This is a genomic window from Brevibacillus soli, assembly GCF_044759095.2.
Classification (GTDB): Bacteria; Bacillota; Bacilli; order Brevibacillales; family Brevibacillaceae; genus JBIYSM02.
Window position 1 is genome coordinate 23913 of the sequence record NZ_JBIYSM020000007.1, and the last position, 15140, is coordinate 39052.

The 15140-nt window shown below is 54.9% G+C and carries 13 protein-coding genes and 1 other RNA gene; 2 read left to right on the forward strand and 12 right to left on the reverse strand.

Annotated elements, in window-relative coordinates; all coding sequences use genetic code 11:
- Positions 1 to 83: 83 nt before the first annotated feature.
- Positions 84 to 2732 carry an alanine--tRNA ligase gene (gene alaS / locus ACE99V_RS04410; RefSeq protein WP_400489824.1) on the reverse strand — a complete coding sequence of 883 codons (2649 nt, stop codon included), beginning with the start codon at positions 2730 to 2732 and terminating at the stop codon, positions 84 to 86.
- 320 nt (positions 2733 to 3052) lie between these two features.
- Positions 3053 to 4117, reverse strand: a complete 1065-nt coding sequence (locus tag ACE99V_RS04415) for an AI-2E family transporter (RefSeq protein ID WP_400489825.1) — start codon at positions 4115 to 4117, stop codon at positions 3053 to 3055.
- 320 nt (positions 4118 to 4437) lie between these two features.
- Here ACE99V_RS04415 and ACE99V_RS04420 point away from each other — a divergent pair, with 320 nt between their 5' ends.
- Positions 4438 to 5130, forward strand: coding sequence for a TerC family protein (locus ACE99V_RS04420; RefSeq protein ID WP_400489826.1), 693 nt, complete (start codon positions 4438 to 4440; stop codon positions 5128 to 5130).
- A 69-nt stretch (positions 5131 to 5199) separates the two neighbouring features.
- Here ACE99V_RS04420 and ACE99V_RS04425 read toward each other — a convergent pair whose 3' ends face one another.
- The 6 genes from ACE99V_RS04425 to cymR all read right to left on the reverse strand — a co-directional run bounded on the left by ACE99V_RS04425 (position 5200) and on the right by cymR (position 10196).
- Positions 5200 to 5385, reverse strand: a complete 186-nt coding sequence (locus tag ACE99V_RS04425; RefSeq protein WP_400489827.1) for a hypothetical protein — start codon at positions 5383 to 5385, stop codon at positions 5200 to 5202.
- 27 nt (positions 5386 to 5412) lie between these two features.
- On the reverse strand, positions 5413 to 5619 hold the full coding sequence (locus ACE99V_RS04430; RefSeq protein WP_400489828.1) for a YrzR-like zinc ribbon domain: 207 nt from the start codon (positions 5617 to 5619) through the stop codon (positions 5413 to 5415).
- 16 nt (positions 5620 to 5635) lie between these two features.
- Entirely contained in the window at positions 5636 to 6133 is a 498-nt protein-coding gene (locus tag ACE99V_RS04435; protein WP_400489829.1) for a PRC-barrel domain-containing protein, read from the reverse strand.
- 74 nt (positions 6134 to 6207) lie between these two features.
- Entirely contained in the window at positions 6208 to 8469 is a 2262-nt protein-coding gene (recD2, locus tag ACE99V_RS04440) for an SF1B family DNA helicase RecD2 (protein WP_400489830.1), read from the reverse strand.
- Positions 8470 to 8614: 145 nt separating this feature from the next.
- Positions 8615 to 9763 (reverse strand): cysteine desulfurase family protein, encoded by a 1149-nt coding sequence (locus tag ACE99V_RS04445; protein ID WP_400489831.1) that lies wholly within the window; start codon positions 9761 to 9763, stop codon positions 8615 to 8617.
- A gap of 13 nt (positions 9764 to 9776) precedes the next feature.
- Positions 9777 to 10196 carry a cysteine metabolism transcriptional regulator CymR gene (gene cymR / locus ACE99V_RS04450; protein WP_400489832.1) on the reverse strand — a complete coding sequence of 140 codons (420 nt, stop codon included), beginning with the start codon at positions 10194 to 10196 and terminating at the stop codon, positions 9777 to 9779.
- Between the two features lie 102 nt (positions 10197 to 10298).
- On the opposite strand from cymR, the gene ACE99V_RS04455 reads away from it, so the two are divergent.
- On the forward strand, positions 10299 to 10478 hold the full coding sequence (locus tag ACE99V_RS04455) for a hypothetical protein (protein ID WP_400489833.1): 180 nt from the start codon (positions 10299 to 10301) through the stop codon (positions 10476 to 10478).
- 45 nt (positions 10479 to 10523) lie between these two features.
- Here ACE99V_RS04455 and ACE99V_RS04460 read toward each other — a convergent pair whose 3' ends face one another.
- The 4 genes from ACE99V_RS04460 to aspS form a co-directional block, all read right to left on the reverse strand.
- Complete coding sequence (locus ACE99V_RS04460; protein ID WP_400489834.1) at positions 10524 to 11858, reverse strand: replication-associated recombination protein A; 1335 nt, start codon at positions 11856 to 11858, stop codon at positions 10524 to 10526.
- Positions 11859 to 12151: 293 nt separating this feature from the next.
- The gene (locus tag ACE99V_RS04465) at positions 12152 to 12904 is read right to left on the reverse strand and encodes a tRNA threonylcarbamoyladenosine dehydratase (protein ID WP_400489835.1); all 753 of its coding nucleotides are present in this window, start codon (positions 12902 to 12904) and stop codon (positions 12152 to 12154) included.
- Positions 12905 to 13119: 215 nt separating this feature from the next.
- Positions 13120 to 13299, reverse strand: a non-coding RNA gene (gene ssrS / locus ACE99V_RS04470) — 6S RNA.
- Between the two features lie 48 nt (positions 13300 to 13347).
- Positions 13348 to 15135 carry an aspartate--tRNA ligase gene (gene aspS, locus ACE99V_RS04475; RefSeq protein ID WP_400489836.1) on the reverse strand — a complete coding sequence of 596 codons (1788 nt, stop codon included), beginning with the start codon at positions 15133 to 15135 and terminating at the stop codon, positions 13348 to 13350.
- Positions 15136 to 15140 lie beyond the last annotated feature (5 nt).

Below are 15140 nucleotides of genomic sequence, written 5' to 3' on the forward strand. Positions count from 1 at the left end.
TTCTGCTACCATGTGTATTCGCCTTGCACGAAGTCGAATCCTTGTTTGTTCGCTATTTTTCGTACGGCTTGTGCAGGAGCCTTTTACTTGGCAACTGCCTGGTTTTTCACCAGTTCACTCACGAGGGCCAACGCCTCCTGCAGTTTGGCCGGATCTTTGCCGCCGGCCTGTGCCATGTCGGGACGACCGCCGCCGCCGCCGCCGCAGCGTGTTGCCACTTCCTTGATGATTTTGCCGGCATGGAAGCCTTGCTCCATCAAATCCTTGGTTACACCCGCCACGAGGTTTACCTTGTCTCCTTCAGCGGAACCGAGTACGATGATGGCGGAACCCAGCTTGTTCTTCAGTTCATCCACCATGCCGCGCAGATTGTCCATGTCGGTAGCCGATACGCGAGCGGCGAGAACGGTGACGCCTTCCACCTGCTTCACCTGTTCGGACAGGGAAGCCGCCTCGATGTTGCCCAGTTTGGCACGCAGGGATTCGTTCTCGCGCTGTACGTCTTTCAACTGCTGCTGCAGGGCTTCCACACGAGCAGGGACTTCCTGCAGCAGAGGAGCTTTCAGTGCGTTTGCCACTTCCTTCAAGGTAGACAACTGCTGGTTCAGGTATTGGTAGGCTCCCCGGCCTGTTACCGCTTCGATCCGGCGAGTGCCGGCGCCGATGCCGCTTTCGCTGACCAACTTGAACAGACCGATTTCCGCCGTGTTATTTACGTGGCAGCCGCCGCACAGCTCCAGGCTGTAATCTCCCACCTTGACCACGCGGACGATATCACCGTACTTCTCGCCAAACAAAGCCATCGCTCCCATTGCTTTTGCCTCTGCGATCGGTTTGTTCATGATTTCCACAGCCAGATTCGCCCACACCTTCTGGTTGACTATGGCTTCGATCTGCTCCAGTTCTTCCGGCGTCACGGCGCTGATGTGCGTGAAGTCGAAACGGAGACGATCAGGGGCTACCAAAGAACCTGCCTGGTTTACGTGTGTGCCAAGCACGTCTTTCAGGGCCTGGTGCAGCAAGTGAGTAGCCGTGTGGTTTTTCGTAATGTCGAGACGCGCTTCGCGATTTACTTCGGCACGTACTTCCTCACCAACGCGAAGCGTACCTGCTTCGACGATGACCGTATGAACGTTTTGGCCCATTGGCCCTTTTTGAACGTCGGTTACACGTGCCTTGACGGAGTCGGAGATAAGGATGCCTTCGTCGTTGATCTGACCGCCGCTTTCCGCATAGAACGGCGTGCGGTTCAGCACAACTTGAACGGTTTGACCTTCTTCCGCCTCGTTTACCAGTTGGTTGTCGGCGACGATCGCCTCCACCTTTCCAGTCGCTACCAATTCAGTATATCCAACAAATTCGCTCGTAACCGTCAAATCGCTCAAAGGACCGCCCTGCGTCTGCATGCTGTCCACGTCCTGACGCGCGGCGCGGGCGCGTTCACGCTGCTCTTCCATCGCTTTATCAAAGCCATCGCGATCAATGGCGAGACCTTGTTCGCTGGCGAAGTCCTCGGTCAGATCAACCGGGAAACCGTACGTATCGTACATTTTAAACACATCTTGACCGGTGAGTCGGTCCTTCCCTTCCGCTTTTGCTACCTTGACCATGTCGGAGAGAATGGCCAGACCTTCGTTCAGGGTCTCGTGGAAACGCTCTTCCTCGGCGCGGATTACTTTTTCGATGAAGGCGCGCTTTTCCACCACTTCCGGGTAGTAGTCGCCCATCATGGAGCCGACTGTTTCCGTCAGGGTGTAGAGGAACGGCTTCTCGATGCCCAGCTTTTTCCCCATTCGAACGGCGCGACGGAGCAGACGGCGGATGACGTAGCCTCTTCCCTCGTTGGAAGGCAGGGCGCCGTCACCGATGGCAAACACGACGGTACGTGCGTGGTCGGCGATTACTTTCAACGCCACATCCGTTTCAGGGCTTTGCTTGTAGGCCACACCGGAAATTCTGCTGGTCGCTTCAATCAGCGGGAACAGCAGGTCGGTTTCAAAGTTGTTGTCCTTCTCCTGAATGATGGAGGCCATCCGCTCCAGGCCCATGCCGGTATCGATGTTTTTCTTGGGGAGCGGCGTGTAGGAGCCGTCCGGGTTGTGGTTAAACTGGGAAAACACCAGGTTCCATACCTCGAGGTAGCGCTCGTTCTCACCGCCCGGGTACAGCTCCGGATCGTTCGGATCGTTGCCGAAGCGCTCGCCGCGGTCGTAGAAGATCTCGGTATTGGGACCGCTTGGGCCTTCCCCGATGTCCCAGAAGTTGCCTTCCAGGCGTATGATGCGCTCTTTCGGAATGCCCACTTTTTTGTGCCAGATTTCAAATGCTTCTTCGTCTTCCGGGTGGATGGTCACGGAAAGCTTTTCCGGATCAAAGCCGATCCATTCCGGGCTCGTAAGGAATTCCCACGCCCATGTGATGGACTCTTCCTTGAAGTAGTCGCCGATGGAGAAGTTCCCCAGCATCTCAAAGAAAGTGTGGTGGCGCGCGGTGCGGCCCACGTTTTCGATATCATTGGTGCGGATCGACTTCTGCGAGTTGACGATGCGCGGATTGTCCGGCACGACACGGCCGTCGAAATACTTTTTCAACGGTGCCATCCCGCAGTTGATCCACAACAGGGACGGGTCATCATGAGGGATCAGGGGAGCGCTCGGCTCTACGTGATGTCCCTTGCTTTTAAAGAAGTCGAGATACATCTGGCGAATTTGACTGCCTGTCAGTTTCTTCATGTCTACTGCCTCCTTGATTTCATGGATAAATAAAAAAGCCCTCATCCCCTCAGGGACGAGAGCTTTATCTCGCGGTACCACCCTGCTTACAGACGCACTGTCCATTTGGACGGACGCCTGTCGCTTTGTTGACGGGTAACGGTGTCTAGCCGCCGGTTTTTGCCCGGTCTTGGGAGCAGCCTTCGGTCACTCTTCTTCTGGACACCCTCTCAACCTGGGAGCGTCCTCTCTGTAGAAGGGCTGTAACCTACTCGTTCCTTCATCGATCATCTGTCAGGACATTCAATTGATCGTATTATAAATTTTTTTGCCGGGGACTGTCAACTTTCATGGAGAATCAGGGCGATGCGGCTAATCACGACCTTCAGTACGGCCAGCACAGGTACGGCCACGATCAGGCCGATGATGCCCCCAACCACTTCTCCCGCCAGCAGGGCAAAGATGATCATGAGCGGATGCAAATGAAGGGAGCGGCCCACGATATTGGGCGATAAGATGTTGCCTTCTATAATTTGAATGACGATGTTGACGACCAGCACCAAAATCACCATTTTGGTTGAGATGGTCAACGCCACCACAACAGCCGGGGCTGCGCCAATAATCGGACCGATGTAAGGAATGACATTGGTCAGACAGACGAAAGAGGCCAATACGAACGGATACGGCATGCCGATCCACCAGAAACCGAGGTACGCACACACGCCGACGATCAAGGCTACGATCATCTGTCCGTGTATATAGTTGCCCAACGACTCGTTCACGTCGCGCAGGACGGCAATCACTTGCTTCCGATACCGCTGCGGCACGACGGAAAGGCCGGCCTGGTGCAGCACCTTCATGTCCTTCAACAGATAAAAAGCGATAAAGGGGACCACTGCGTACGCCAGCAGCTTGCCCAACGTGCTGCGGGCGTTGTTGACCAATTCCGTAATGCTGTGCGCCAGCCGCTCCTGGGATTGGACGATGACCCGATCGACTCCCAGCGAAATGCTGTCAGGCAAAAAGTATTTATGGTCCTCCCATTCGCTCATCCATGTGTGATACCAACCAGTCAGGCGGGGTATATCGTCGGACAGCTCCACCAGTTGGCGAGTAAAAATGGGGATAGCGTTAACCAGCCCGATGGAGATGATCAGAACGAACGACATGTAGATCAAAAGGACGGCCATCAACCGAGGCACCCTGCGTTTTTCCAGCGCCTGTACAATGGGATGGAGCAGGTAGGCAATGATCAGCCCGACGAGAAACGGCAACATCACTTCCATCAGCAATTGTACCCCCGTCTTGATGACGGGGCGCAGCCACCAGAGCAGATTCGCGATGACCAACAGCAGAATAACCGAAACGGATACGACAAAAAATCGACTGCGGCGGAAGTCTTCCACGCTACTCCCCCCTACCTTTCTTCGTACTTTTTAGCGTGTGCATTCCGCACGCTTATCATGTACGGGTTGACACCTTTCTTTCACTGGCTTAGTATAGTAATACAAGATCATATTCTCCAAAGGGGAGTAGCTTTTTCGCAGCAAAGTCGTCATTCCGGGAGAAATCCCCGGCTTTGTTGGCAACGTTACGTTGTAAGCAAGACCTTTGCCTGTCCGGTAAAGGTCTTTTTCTGTTTGAACGGCCTTTACCGGTTTGGTAAGGGTCGTTTTGTTTTTCTTGAGACAAACTATCATGAGAAAAGAAGGAGGATGGAGAAAACATGGAAATGATTTTTACACCGGAATTTTGGTCCGGACTACTCGCCATCATTGTGATTGATCTTGTATTGGCCGGAGACAACGCCATTGTCATCGGGATGGCAGCACGCAACCTGCCTGCCCATCAGCAGAAAAAAGCAATCTTTTGGGGAACCGTTGGAGCCGTTGTCATACGGGCCCTGGCTACACTGGCAGTCGTGTGGCTGCTGAAAATCCCGGGTCTGCTCCTCGTCGGAGGCCTGATGCTGATCTGGATTGCGTTTAAGCTTTTGTCAGAGGAAAGTGACCACGAATCGATCAAAGCCGGCGGAAGCTTGTGGGCAGCCATTCGGACGATCATCGTCGCTGATGCGGTGATGGGACTGGACAATGTGATAGCAGTAGCCGGCGCAGCACACGGCAGCTTTCTCCTGGTCGTCATCGGTCTTTTGATCAGCGTACCGATTATGGTATGGGGCAGCACACTCGTCCTGAAAATCATGGAGCGCTACCCTGTGGTCATTTATTTTGGGGCTGGTGTTCTTGCGTATACGGCAGGCAGCATGATCACGCATGAAAAGTTGATCAGCAGTTTCTTTGATGCCAATCCGGTATTCAAATGGATTGTTGTCGCGATTATCGTCATCGGTGTAATCGTGCTGGGACGAATGAAAAACCGGCAGCAAAAGCGGATGATGGAACAACCGGAGTCTTAACTCGTGCGGGTCCCTTAACAGCCAAAGCAAAACGCCCGATTTGTCATCGGGCGTTTTGCGTTGAATCCGTTAACGGGCAACGGCGCGGATCAGCTTGCGGCTGATGTTTGCCCATCTTCTGATGTCACGGAGGGAGAAGGGCAAGCGATTGAGGTTCAGCGCGAACCGGTTGCGGCGGCGCGGAATGAGCAGATACCCCACCGCTGCAAGTATGCCGCTTGTCGCAATGAGGCCTAACAGGTTGCGTCCGACCATTCGATTGACACCTCCGGGCTGTTTTGACTACATGTTCAACTGTGTTGGAACGGCCTGATCCTCGATAAAGAGATCGTTGAGCGAATGCAGAGAACCGTCTTCTTCGACCTGGTATACAGAAGAAATTTGATCGCCGGCAACGCTCATTTCAATAAAGCAGTTCCAACAGTAATACTGATTGGTTCCAATTTTTCCGATGTCTTTTGAACTGCAATTCGGGCATATGACACGCATCACGTAATCCTCCATTTCACGCCTGGCTACGAACCCAGTCCGGCACAATCAGGTTATCCTCCCCGATGGTGACCGACGGCGGAGCGGTCACGCGTTTGCGTCCTTCTGTGACGTCCGCCAGCCAACCGTTCGACAGTTCGTACCCTACTAGTTTCTCCCAATCTGCAGAGAAGTAAACATCTTCCAATCTGCCCAGGAGCTCGCCGGAAGCTGTTATGACCGCTTTTCCCTTTAGCTTCGTTTTACCGGTGACAATATGGACCGGGTGCAAGCCGGCGAGATGATGCAAGGACGTGATGGCGTCTTTCCCCGATACGGTGAGACAGGAATCCCCCACCGCCTGAATACTCTCGGAAGGAATATAGGAGCCAGGGTGGAACCACCCCTGTTCATTCAGCAAGACTCCCAAGACACGCCACTCTGGGTCGCAGAGAATGTCCCGGACACTGCCGATCTCTTCCCCTGTCTTCAGACAAATGATCGGCAATCCCACTACATCCAATGCTTTGCGCATTCTGGGCTTCCTCCTTCCGCCTTTTTAGTATCTGGCGAAACGAAGGGGCACATCCTGAACAAACTGTTCCAGCATCATGCTTCTTTAAGACGCGCTTCCAAATAACTGTAGCGCACACCCTCGTCATCGTTTTCCACTGCCGTGCGAAAAGCTTCCGGTTCCCCGCACATAATCAGGAATGACTTGCTGCGGGTGACACCTGTATAGACGAGCTTTCGCCGCAGCATGCGGTAGTAATTCCGCACAAACGGCATCACCACGATGGGAAATTCGCTGCCCTGTGATTTGTGAACCGAGCAGCAGTACGCCAAGGTCAGCTGGTGATAGGAAGACCGCTTGTACACCACTTCCCGGCCGTCAAACGAGACCACCATCATCTCTTCGTTCCCTGCATTTTCATTGGGGTGAAAAATGGCGACGATCTCACCCATGTCGCCATTAAATACCTGCTCGTCGGCGTTGTTAACCAACTGCAGCACCTTGTCTCCGCTGCGAAAAGTCGTTTCTCCATAGGTAACCTCGCGCTTTTGGGGAGTCTTGGGATTAAACAAGGCCTGCAGCTCTTCGTTGAGCTGGTTGACGCCGGCAGTCCCCTTGTATACGGGGGCGAGCACCTGTACATCTTTTGCTGTATAACCTTTTTTTACGGCTCCGAGGCAAATTTGTTTCACAACTTCGATCACATCTTGTGGCGAACTTGTGAAAAATCGCCGGTCAGCAGTTGTGGCCAACAGATCAAACGGGACTTTTCCCTGCCGAATGTCATGCGCCAGGCGGATAATCGACGACTCTTCCGCCTGGCGGTAGATTTCGGTTAACTGGATGCGCTTCAAGATTCCCGATTGGATCATGTCCTGCAGCACGTTTCCTGGCCCAACCGAAGGAAGCTGATCAGGGTCACCCACCATAATCACCTGCATGTCGTCCGGCACCGCCCGAAAAAGCTGATTGGCCAGCCAGACATCCACCATCGACATCTCGTCGACGATCAGCAGCCTGCCGCGAATGGGATGCTCATTGTCGTGCTCAAATCCTTCTCCCTTCCAGCCAAGCAAGCGATGAATCGTCATCGCCGGCAGCCCGGTCGTCTCTGTCATTCGCTTGGCCGCTCGGCCTGTCGGGGCAACCAACAGGATGGGAAATGGATTCTCGTGCGGGTCGTACTGTTTTACGTCCAGGGAGATGCCATGAAGCTGGGCAAAGACGCGGCATATCCCGCGAATCACTGTCGTCTTTCCGGTTCCGGGCCCGCCTGTCAACAGCATCAAGCCCGTTGACATGGCCTGTTCAATTGCTTCCCGCTGCGTTGAGGCGTAGCTGATCCCCAGTTCTTCTTCGACGGCACCCAAGGCACGGTAAAACTCAGACGCAGGAAAAGAAGCGAAGTCGCTCCTCTCGGCAAAATGCCGCAAGCGCTTGGCCAAGCCGATTTCCGCAAAGAACAGGGACGGCAAATAGATCCGCTCCTCGTCCCATACCACCTTCTTGTCGTGGAAGAGCCGTTCTACGGCAGCCGTAATGTCCTCCCGCAAAAACGCATGCCCGCCGCAATCGTCCAGCAGGCGAAGGGTTTTTTCACACAGTTCTTCTGCCGGCAGATACACATGCCCCTCCCCGTACGAGGACTCCTGCAAAACATGGAGCGCCGCCGCCTTTACCCTCTCTTCGGAAGAAGCGGCAATTCCCGTCGCCCGGGCGATGTCGTCTGCCCGCTTAAACCCGATTCCCTGGATGTCCTCAATCAGCCGGTAGGGCTGCTGCGTCAGGATATCCAACGTCTCCAGCTTGTACGTCTGGTAAATGCGCAATGCCAGGTTGACACCGATTCCAAATTCGTACAAGAACACCATGGTTCGCTCCAGGGAACGATGTTCCAGGACGGACTCAAAAATCTGCTTGGCCCGCGCCTCGGAAATCCCCGGCACCTCCGACAAGCGTTCGGGGTGGTCGGCGATGATCGTCAAGGCATCCACTCCCAGATGTTCGACGATGCGCTTGGCCATCTTCTTCCCAATGCCGCTGAACAGCCCGCTTGCCAGGTATCGCTCCACGCCGGCCTTCGTTTTCGGCGTCTCCCTTTCATACCGTCGGGCAGCGTATTGCTGGCCAAACTTTGGGTGAGTCTTCCATTCCCCGTAGAACGTGTACAATTCATCCGGATGCGGGCGGGGAAAGTTTCCTACCACGATGACGTCCGATTCCTTCCACTGTTCCGTTGTTTCTTCAATGGTAAGACGGATCACACCGTACCATGTTTCTTCATTGTAAAAAATTTCTTGGGCAACATAGCCGCGTATGTACGTTTCGGCAAACAACGGGAGCGTCTGCTGCGACACGGAAACCGCCTCCAGAAAGTACAGAATCCACTTTTTTACAAAGTGGATTCAACTTAGGTGATCATGTTTGATTGTAAATCGTTTCACCTGTTCTGACAACCGTTCCGCCACTGCACCTGCGATAGGGGGGACGGCGGTCAGCTCTTCATGATTTCCGAACCAGCCGCTGGACGATCGAGGCAATTTTGCGCGCCGCCTCTTCCACTTCCCCGATGGTATTGGTAATGCCGAAGCTAAAGCGAACAGCCGAGTGGGCCCGCTCTGTTTGCAGGCACATCGCCTGAAGCACATGAGACAACTCCAACGAGCCGGATGTGCAGGCCGAACCGCTAGCCGCCGCAATTCCCGCCAGATCCAGGTTCATCAGCATGGTTTCCGTCTCTGCGCCAGGGAAGCTGACGTTCAGAATGTGCGGCAGATATTTTTCCGGATGGCCGTTGACATGATACTCAATACCGGCATCCTGCCAGATCTGCTGCATCGCGCCTCGCATCTTCCGGTACTTGGCTACCCGCTCATCCATCTCCGACATGGCTGTCTTCACTGCTTCCGCAAAGCCGACAATACCGGCGACGTTTTCCGTTCCCGCGCGGCGTTTCCGCTCCTGAGAACCGCCGTGAATCAGAGGAAGGTGTGTGACGTTCCTCGCCATGAAGAGTGCTCCTACCCCTTTTGGACCGTTTATCTTGTGGGCGGAAACAGAGAGCAGGTCGACCGGCAGCTGCCGGAGATGGATCGGAACGATCCCGAATGCCTGTACGGCATCGGTGTGAAAATACACCTGCCGCTCGCGGAGAAACATCCCGATCTCTTCGATCGGCTGGATCGTGCCTACTTCATTGTTGCCGTACATGATGGAGACGAGGGTAGTGTCCGGGCGGACGGCCTGTTTTACATCCTCCAATCGCACCATTCCCGTCTCGTCAACCGGCAGGTACGTCACTTCAAAACCGATTTGCTCCAAATATTCGCAGGCGTGCAAAACGGCATGGTGCTCCACCTGGGACGTGATAACGTGTTTCCCCCGTTCCCGGTTGGCCATGGCTACCCCGATGATCGCCATGTTGTCCGCTTCCGTCCCGCCGCCCGTAAAAATCAGCGTTTTCGGATCGGTATCAAGCAGCGCGGCAATTTCATCACGCGCCTGTTCCACTGCCATGCGCGAATGGCGCCCAAAGCCGTGCAGGCTGGACGGATTTCCGTAATGCTGGGTCAGGTAGGGCTGCATGGCCTCTACCACGCGGGGATGCATCGGAGTGGTAGCAGCATGATCCAGATAAATGTAAGAACTCACGATTTTTCACCCTCTAAATATAAAACATGTAGCTGTCAGAAGGACTGTCATCCTGATAGCTGATCAAATCCTTCAGCGAAGTGGAGTCAAGAACGGCGGAAATGCTGTCGCGAATGCGCAGCCACAGGTGGCGTTTGGCCGGATCCTCCTCCTCGGCAAATTCCACGGGACTGATCGGCCCCTCCAACACGCGTATGATGTTTCCGGCGGAAATTTCCTCCGGTTCTTTGGCCAGTACGTATCCGCCGTATGCCCCGCGGATGCTTTTGACCAGTCCGGCGTTGCGGAGCGGTGCAATCAGCTGCTCCAGGTAATGCTCGGACAAATCATGCCGCTGGGCAATGCTTTTCAGCGAAACGGGGCCTTCTCCATAGCGGTTCGCCAGTTCCATCATGATCGTAAGGCCGTAACGCCCTTTGGTCGAAATCTTCACGGTCAACAACTCTCCTCTATACCTCTTTGTCTGCTTCACCTTCGCACCACGACTCATGAGACGGTTGATTGAGGATACACTACCATCAGGGGGTGAGTCTGGATGGCAACCAACAAGCGTTCCGAACGAGGTCGAAACCATCCTTCCGCGACGTTGTACGATCAACCGGCGGGCACGATTGCCCATAAGGCGCGCTACGGCGCAAGCGAAGTAAGCAAGCAGCCGAATGAAAACGGCGACCTGCCCAATAAGCCGGGGGCGGAAGGCGACGTTCGCACGTAATCCAAGCATGCTCCTGCCGGATGATACCGGGGGAGCATGTCCGTTTTACGCCCTGCCGGACGGAGTATTCCGTCGTTCTTCCTGCAGGCGGCGAATCTCCCGTTCAAACCCGATCTCTTTGGGCTGATAAAAGGAGTATTCCACTCCTTCGGGAAAATACTTCTGGGGCACGTACCCGTTCGGGTAGTTGTGGGGATACAGATAACCTTCGCCGTGTCCCAGCCGGGCCGCACCCTTGTAGCTATGGTCCCGCAAGTGAACCGGTACGGGTTTGTGCCCATCCGTCCTGATCCGATCCAGCGCCTGGTTGATTCCCAGGTAGGCGGCGTTGCTTTTCGGAGCCGAGGCCAGATACGTGGTGGCCTGAGCCAGCGGAATCCGCCCCTCCGGCATGCCGACAAGCTCCAGCGCCTGAAAACAGGAAACGGCCACGGTAATGGCATGAGGATCCGCATTTCCAATGTCTTCAGAAGCCGAGATGATCAGGCGGCGCGCGATAAAGCGGGGATCCTCACCGGCATCAATCATTCGCGCCAGCCAGTAAAGGGCCGCATCCGGGTCCGATCCGCGAATGGATTTTATAAAGGCGGAGATGGTGTCGTAGTGGTTGTCTCCGCTTTTGTCGTAACGGACTGCACGCCGTTGGATCGACTCCACGGCGACATCCAGGGTGATGACAATTCGGCCGTCCTTCCCCAGCGGGGTAGTTGTCGCCGCAAGCTCCAGTGCATTCAACAGGCGGCGCGCATCTCCTTCCGCGTATTGGATCAAGTGATCGGCTGCCTCTGGCTCCACCGTTACGTTCAGTTCACCCAAACCGTTTACCTCATCCGTCAACGCCCGCATCATGATCTGGCGAAGTTCCTCGGAGGAGAGCGGTTCCAGCGGGAAAATCTGCGAACGGGAGAGCAAGGCCGCGTTTACCTCGAAAAACGGGTTCTCCGTTGTAGCCCCGATGAGAATGATGGTGCCTTCTTCTACATAGGGCAGCAGGGCGTCCTGCTGTGATTTGTTAAAGCGATGAATCTCGTCGACAAACAGCGTCGTGCGGCGTCCTTCCATGATTAACCGCTCTTTTGCCTCGTCCACAACGCGGCGAATGTCGGCCACTCCGGCTGTAACCGCATTTAGCTCGGCAAAATGGGATTTGGTGGAACGGGCAATGACCTTGGCGAGTGTCGTTTTTCCCGTTCCCGGCGGGCCAAAAAAGATCAGGGACGAAACCTGATCCGCCTCAATGGCCCGGCGCAGCAGTTTGCCCGGAGCCAGAATATGCGTTTGGCCGATGACATCCTGAATCGTCTGCGGACGCATGCGAGCGGCAAGCGGCTTCGCTTTGCCCGATTCCTGTTGTTCGTAGGCCAGTGAAAAAAGATCCATCCGAAAATTCCTTCCATTCCTATGGGGTTTCTCAATATCATAGCATAAACGAAACTTCGATGCTTTGGCAAGGAACGGGGTATTGTATTAGCAAAAAAAAAGAACTCCCGTATAAGGAGTTCCAGAGCGATGACAAAGTGTCAGAGTGTGGAGCAGACCGTTCTTCCGCCTATCGCGGCTTTGGCGATGCCCCCGCGAATCGTCACGGAGCGGAGAAATCGGTCCCGGATAGACACGAATCCCTTTTTCGACAGTCTCCCTGCGTGCCTACACACGCAGTTTTTTCTATCCTATTATCCTTTAACCGGCTGCCAATCGAGAATGTCGCGGACAACCACACTGGCCAGAATCAATCCCGCAACGGACGGGACGAAGGCATTGCTTGCCGGAGGGCGGCGCGCCTTGCTGATCGGTGAATTCGGGTTGGCGATCTCGTTTAACACGTCTTCCCGGATGGTTACGGGGATTTCTTTGGAATACACCACTTTTACGCCTTTGTAGATTCCCTTTTTGCGGAGCTCGCGGCGAATCACCTTGGCAATCGGGTCGTAGCTGGTTTGCGAAATGTCTGCGACTTCAAAGTGGGTCGGGTCCATTTTGTTGGCCGCTCCCATGCTGGAGATGATCGGGATGTTCCGACGCTTTGCCTCCACGATCAGGTGAAGCTTCGCCGACATGGTATCCATCGCGTCCACGATGTAGTCCAGCTTGTGGGCAAACAGCTGTTCAGATGTCTCTTCGTTGTAGAACATCTGCAGCGTCACCACTTCGCACTCCGGGTTGATCGCAGCGATGCGTTCTTTCATCAGCTCGGATTTCGGTTGACCAACCGTTTTTAGCGTAGCGTGAATCTGCCGGTTGATGTTGGTGATATCCACCACGTCTTTGTCAACCAGTACCAGTTTGCCGACACCGGTACGGGCCAGCGCCTCCACTGTAAAAGAGCCGACACCGCCGATTCCCAGGACGGCCACCGTGCTGTTTTTCAGTTTTTCCAGGCCTTCCGGTCCGAAGGCCAGTTCACAACGGGAAAATTGATGAAGCATAATCAAGTCAACCTTTCAAGATAGCGTAAGAGGTTGTGTAAAAAGTCCGGGAAACATTGCCAGCGCATCTCGGTTGCGCCGCACAGGATGTGCTAGTGTCGGCGCTGCCAACAGGACGTTGGCGTTTTTAGCCGACCTTGGCCCTGTTTGTCCTCCTTTTTAAACACCCGCCATATGATAATGGCAATCGGAAAAGTAGGATTGCAGACGTAAAAAGGAGCCCCATTATGCCGTGTTGCTCCTCAGTTTTGAACCTGCGCTAGCAGGTGGGTGTTTTGCCGAGCCGCCTCAGACGTCCACTCGATGGAGGCATGTCTTCGCAGCTGCGGACGGGAAACTCCCTAAAAGAGTTTGTGGCTCAAAACTATTGGATGTCACGTACATCGCAGGGCTTTGCTTTTCGGTATCCATATCGTATCAAAACCGGGTTGGGAGATGCAAGTTTACTGCTTGTTGTCCTCCGGCTTTGCCGTCGTGGCAATGTGCAGCTCTAAAAGCTGCGCGATGTCCACCTGCCCCGGAGCGTCCACCATCAGGTCGCTTGCGCTTGCCGTTTTCGGGAAGGCAATGACCTCGCGCAGGTTGTTGCGTCCGGCGAGAAGCATCACGAGGCGATCCAACCCAAGGGCGATTCCGCCGTGCGGAGGTGTTCCGTAATCGAAAGCGTCAAGCAGGAAGCCGAATTTTTCACGCGCCTCTTCCTGCGAAAGGCCAAGCGCCTTGAACATTTTTTCCTGGACATCACGCTGGTAAATCCGCATCGAACCGCCGCCCAGCTCGTAACCGTTCAACACCATGTCGTACGCTTGGGCGCGCATTTGGCCCGGGTTGGTATCGAACAGGTGCAGATCCTCGTCTTTCGGACGGGTAAATGGATGGTGCAGCGCCACGTAGCGTCGCGCTTCTTCGTCCCACTCCACCAGCGGGAAGTCGACGACCCAGAGGAAGGCGAACTGGTTGTGATCGATCAAGCCCAGCTCGGCACCCAACTTGGAACGCAGCGCTCCCAGTGCATCGGCGACCACTTTCGGCTTATCCGCAACGAACAGCAGCAGGTCGCCCTCCTCTGCTCCCAGGCGCTGTTTTAGTGTGCCCAGTTCCTCTTCCGTAAAGAATTTCGCGATCGGTCCCTTGACTTCGCCTTCCTTGAAGCCGATCCAGGCCAGCCCCTTCGCACCGTAACGGGATACGAACTTGCCAAGATCGTCCGCTTCCTTGCGGGAATAATGGCCGCAGCCCTTTGCGTTGATCGCTTTAACCTGTCCGCCGCTCGCTACCGCACTGGCGAACACTTTAAAGTCGCTGTTGGCAACCAGATCGGAGACGTCAACCAGCTCCATTCCGAAGCGGACGTCCGGCTTGTCGGAGCCGTAGCGGTCCATCGCTTCCGCATATGTCAGCCGCGGAAACGGTGTCGGAACCTCTACTCCAATGGTCTCCTTAAACACGTGGGCGACCATTTGCTCCATCATCGGCAGCAGTTCCTCCATCGACAGGAAGGAGGTCTCGATGTCCACCTGGGTAAACTCCGGCTGACGGTCTGCGCGCAGGTCCTCGTCGCGGAAGCAGCGGACAATTTGATAGTAACGCTCAAAGCCGGATACCATCAACAGCTGCTTGAACAGCTGCGGGGATTGCGGCAGGGCGTAAAACTCGCCGGGATGGACGCGGGATGGCACCAGATAGTCACGCGCTCCTTCCGGCGTGCTTTTGGTGAGCATCGGTGTCTCCACTTCCAGGAAGCCTTTGCTGTCGAGGAAGTCGCGAAACGCTTTGGTCGCTTTGCTGCGCAGGATGAACGTCCGCTGCATCTCTGGACGGCGCAGGTCGAGGTAACGGTATTTCAAGCGAATTTGCTCGTCCACATCGATGTCGTCTTCAATTTGAAACGGCGGTGTTTTTGCTTCGTTCAATATCGTGATCAGAGAGACGTGTACTTCTACTTCCCCAGTCTTCAGTTTCGGGTTTACTGCTTCAGGAGCGCGCGCAACCACTTTGCCGGTGACGGAAATGACGTACTCGCTGCGTGCTTTGTCCGCGATCTCCCATGCTGCCTTGTTGTACTCCGGGTTGAACACGATCTGCACAATTCCGCTTCTGTCGCGCAGGTCGATGAAGATGACGCCGCCCAGGTCGCGGCGCTTTTGCACCCATCCGTTTAGGGTAATCTCTTGCCCGATGTGTTCCTTGCTTACTTCACCACAAAATACGTCGCGGTATTGCCATGCCATTGTTT

What these genes read in the sequence shown, in the direction of transcription:
- alaS (WP_400489824.1), bottom strand. Translation starts at nt 2,732, where the DNA reads ATGAAGAAACTGACAGGCAGTCAAATTCGCCAGATGTATCTCGACTTC.
- ACE99V_RS04420 (WP_400489826.1), top strand. Translation starts at nt 4,438, where the DNA reads ATGGAAATGATTTTTACACCGGAATTTTGGTCCGGACTACTCGCCATC.
- ACE99V_RS04425 (WP_400489827.1), bottom strand. Translation starts at nt 5,385, where the DNA reads ATGGTCGGACGCAACCTGTTAGGCCTCATTGCGACAAGCGGCATACTT.
- ACE99V_RS04430 (WP_400489828.1), bottom strand. Translation starts at nt 5,619, where the DNA reads ATGCGTGTCATATGCCCGAATTGCAGTTCAAAAGACATCGGAAAAATT.
- ACE99V_RS04435 (WP_400489829.1), bottom strand. Translation starts at nt 6,133, where the DNA reads ATGCGCAAAGCATTGGATGTAGTGGGATTGCCGATCATTTGTCTGAAG.
- ACE99V_RS04455 (WP_400489833.1), top strand. Translation starts at nt 10,299, where the DNA reads ATGGCAACCAACAAGCGTTCCGAACGAGGTCGAAACCATCCTTCCGCG.
- ACE99V_RS04460 (WP_400489834.1), bottom strand. Translation starts at nt 11,858, where the DNA reads ATGGATCTTTTTTCACTGGCCTACGAACAACAGGAATCGGGCAAAGCG.
- ACE99V_RS04465 (WP_400489835.1), bottom strand. Translation starts at nt 12,904, where the DNA reads ATGCTTCATCAATTTTCCCGTTGTGAACTGGCCTTCGGACCGGAAGGC.
- aspS (WP_400489836.1), bottom strand. Translation starts at nt 15,135, where the DNA reads ATGGCATGGCAATACCGCGACGTATTTTGTGGTGAAGTAAGCAAGGAA.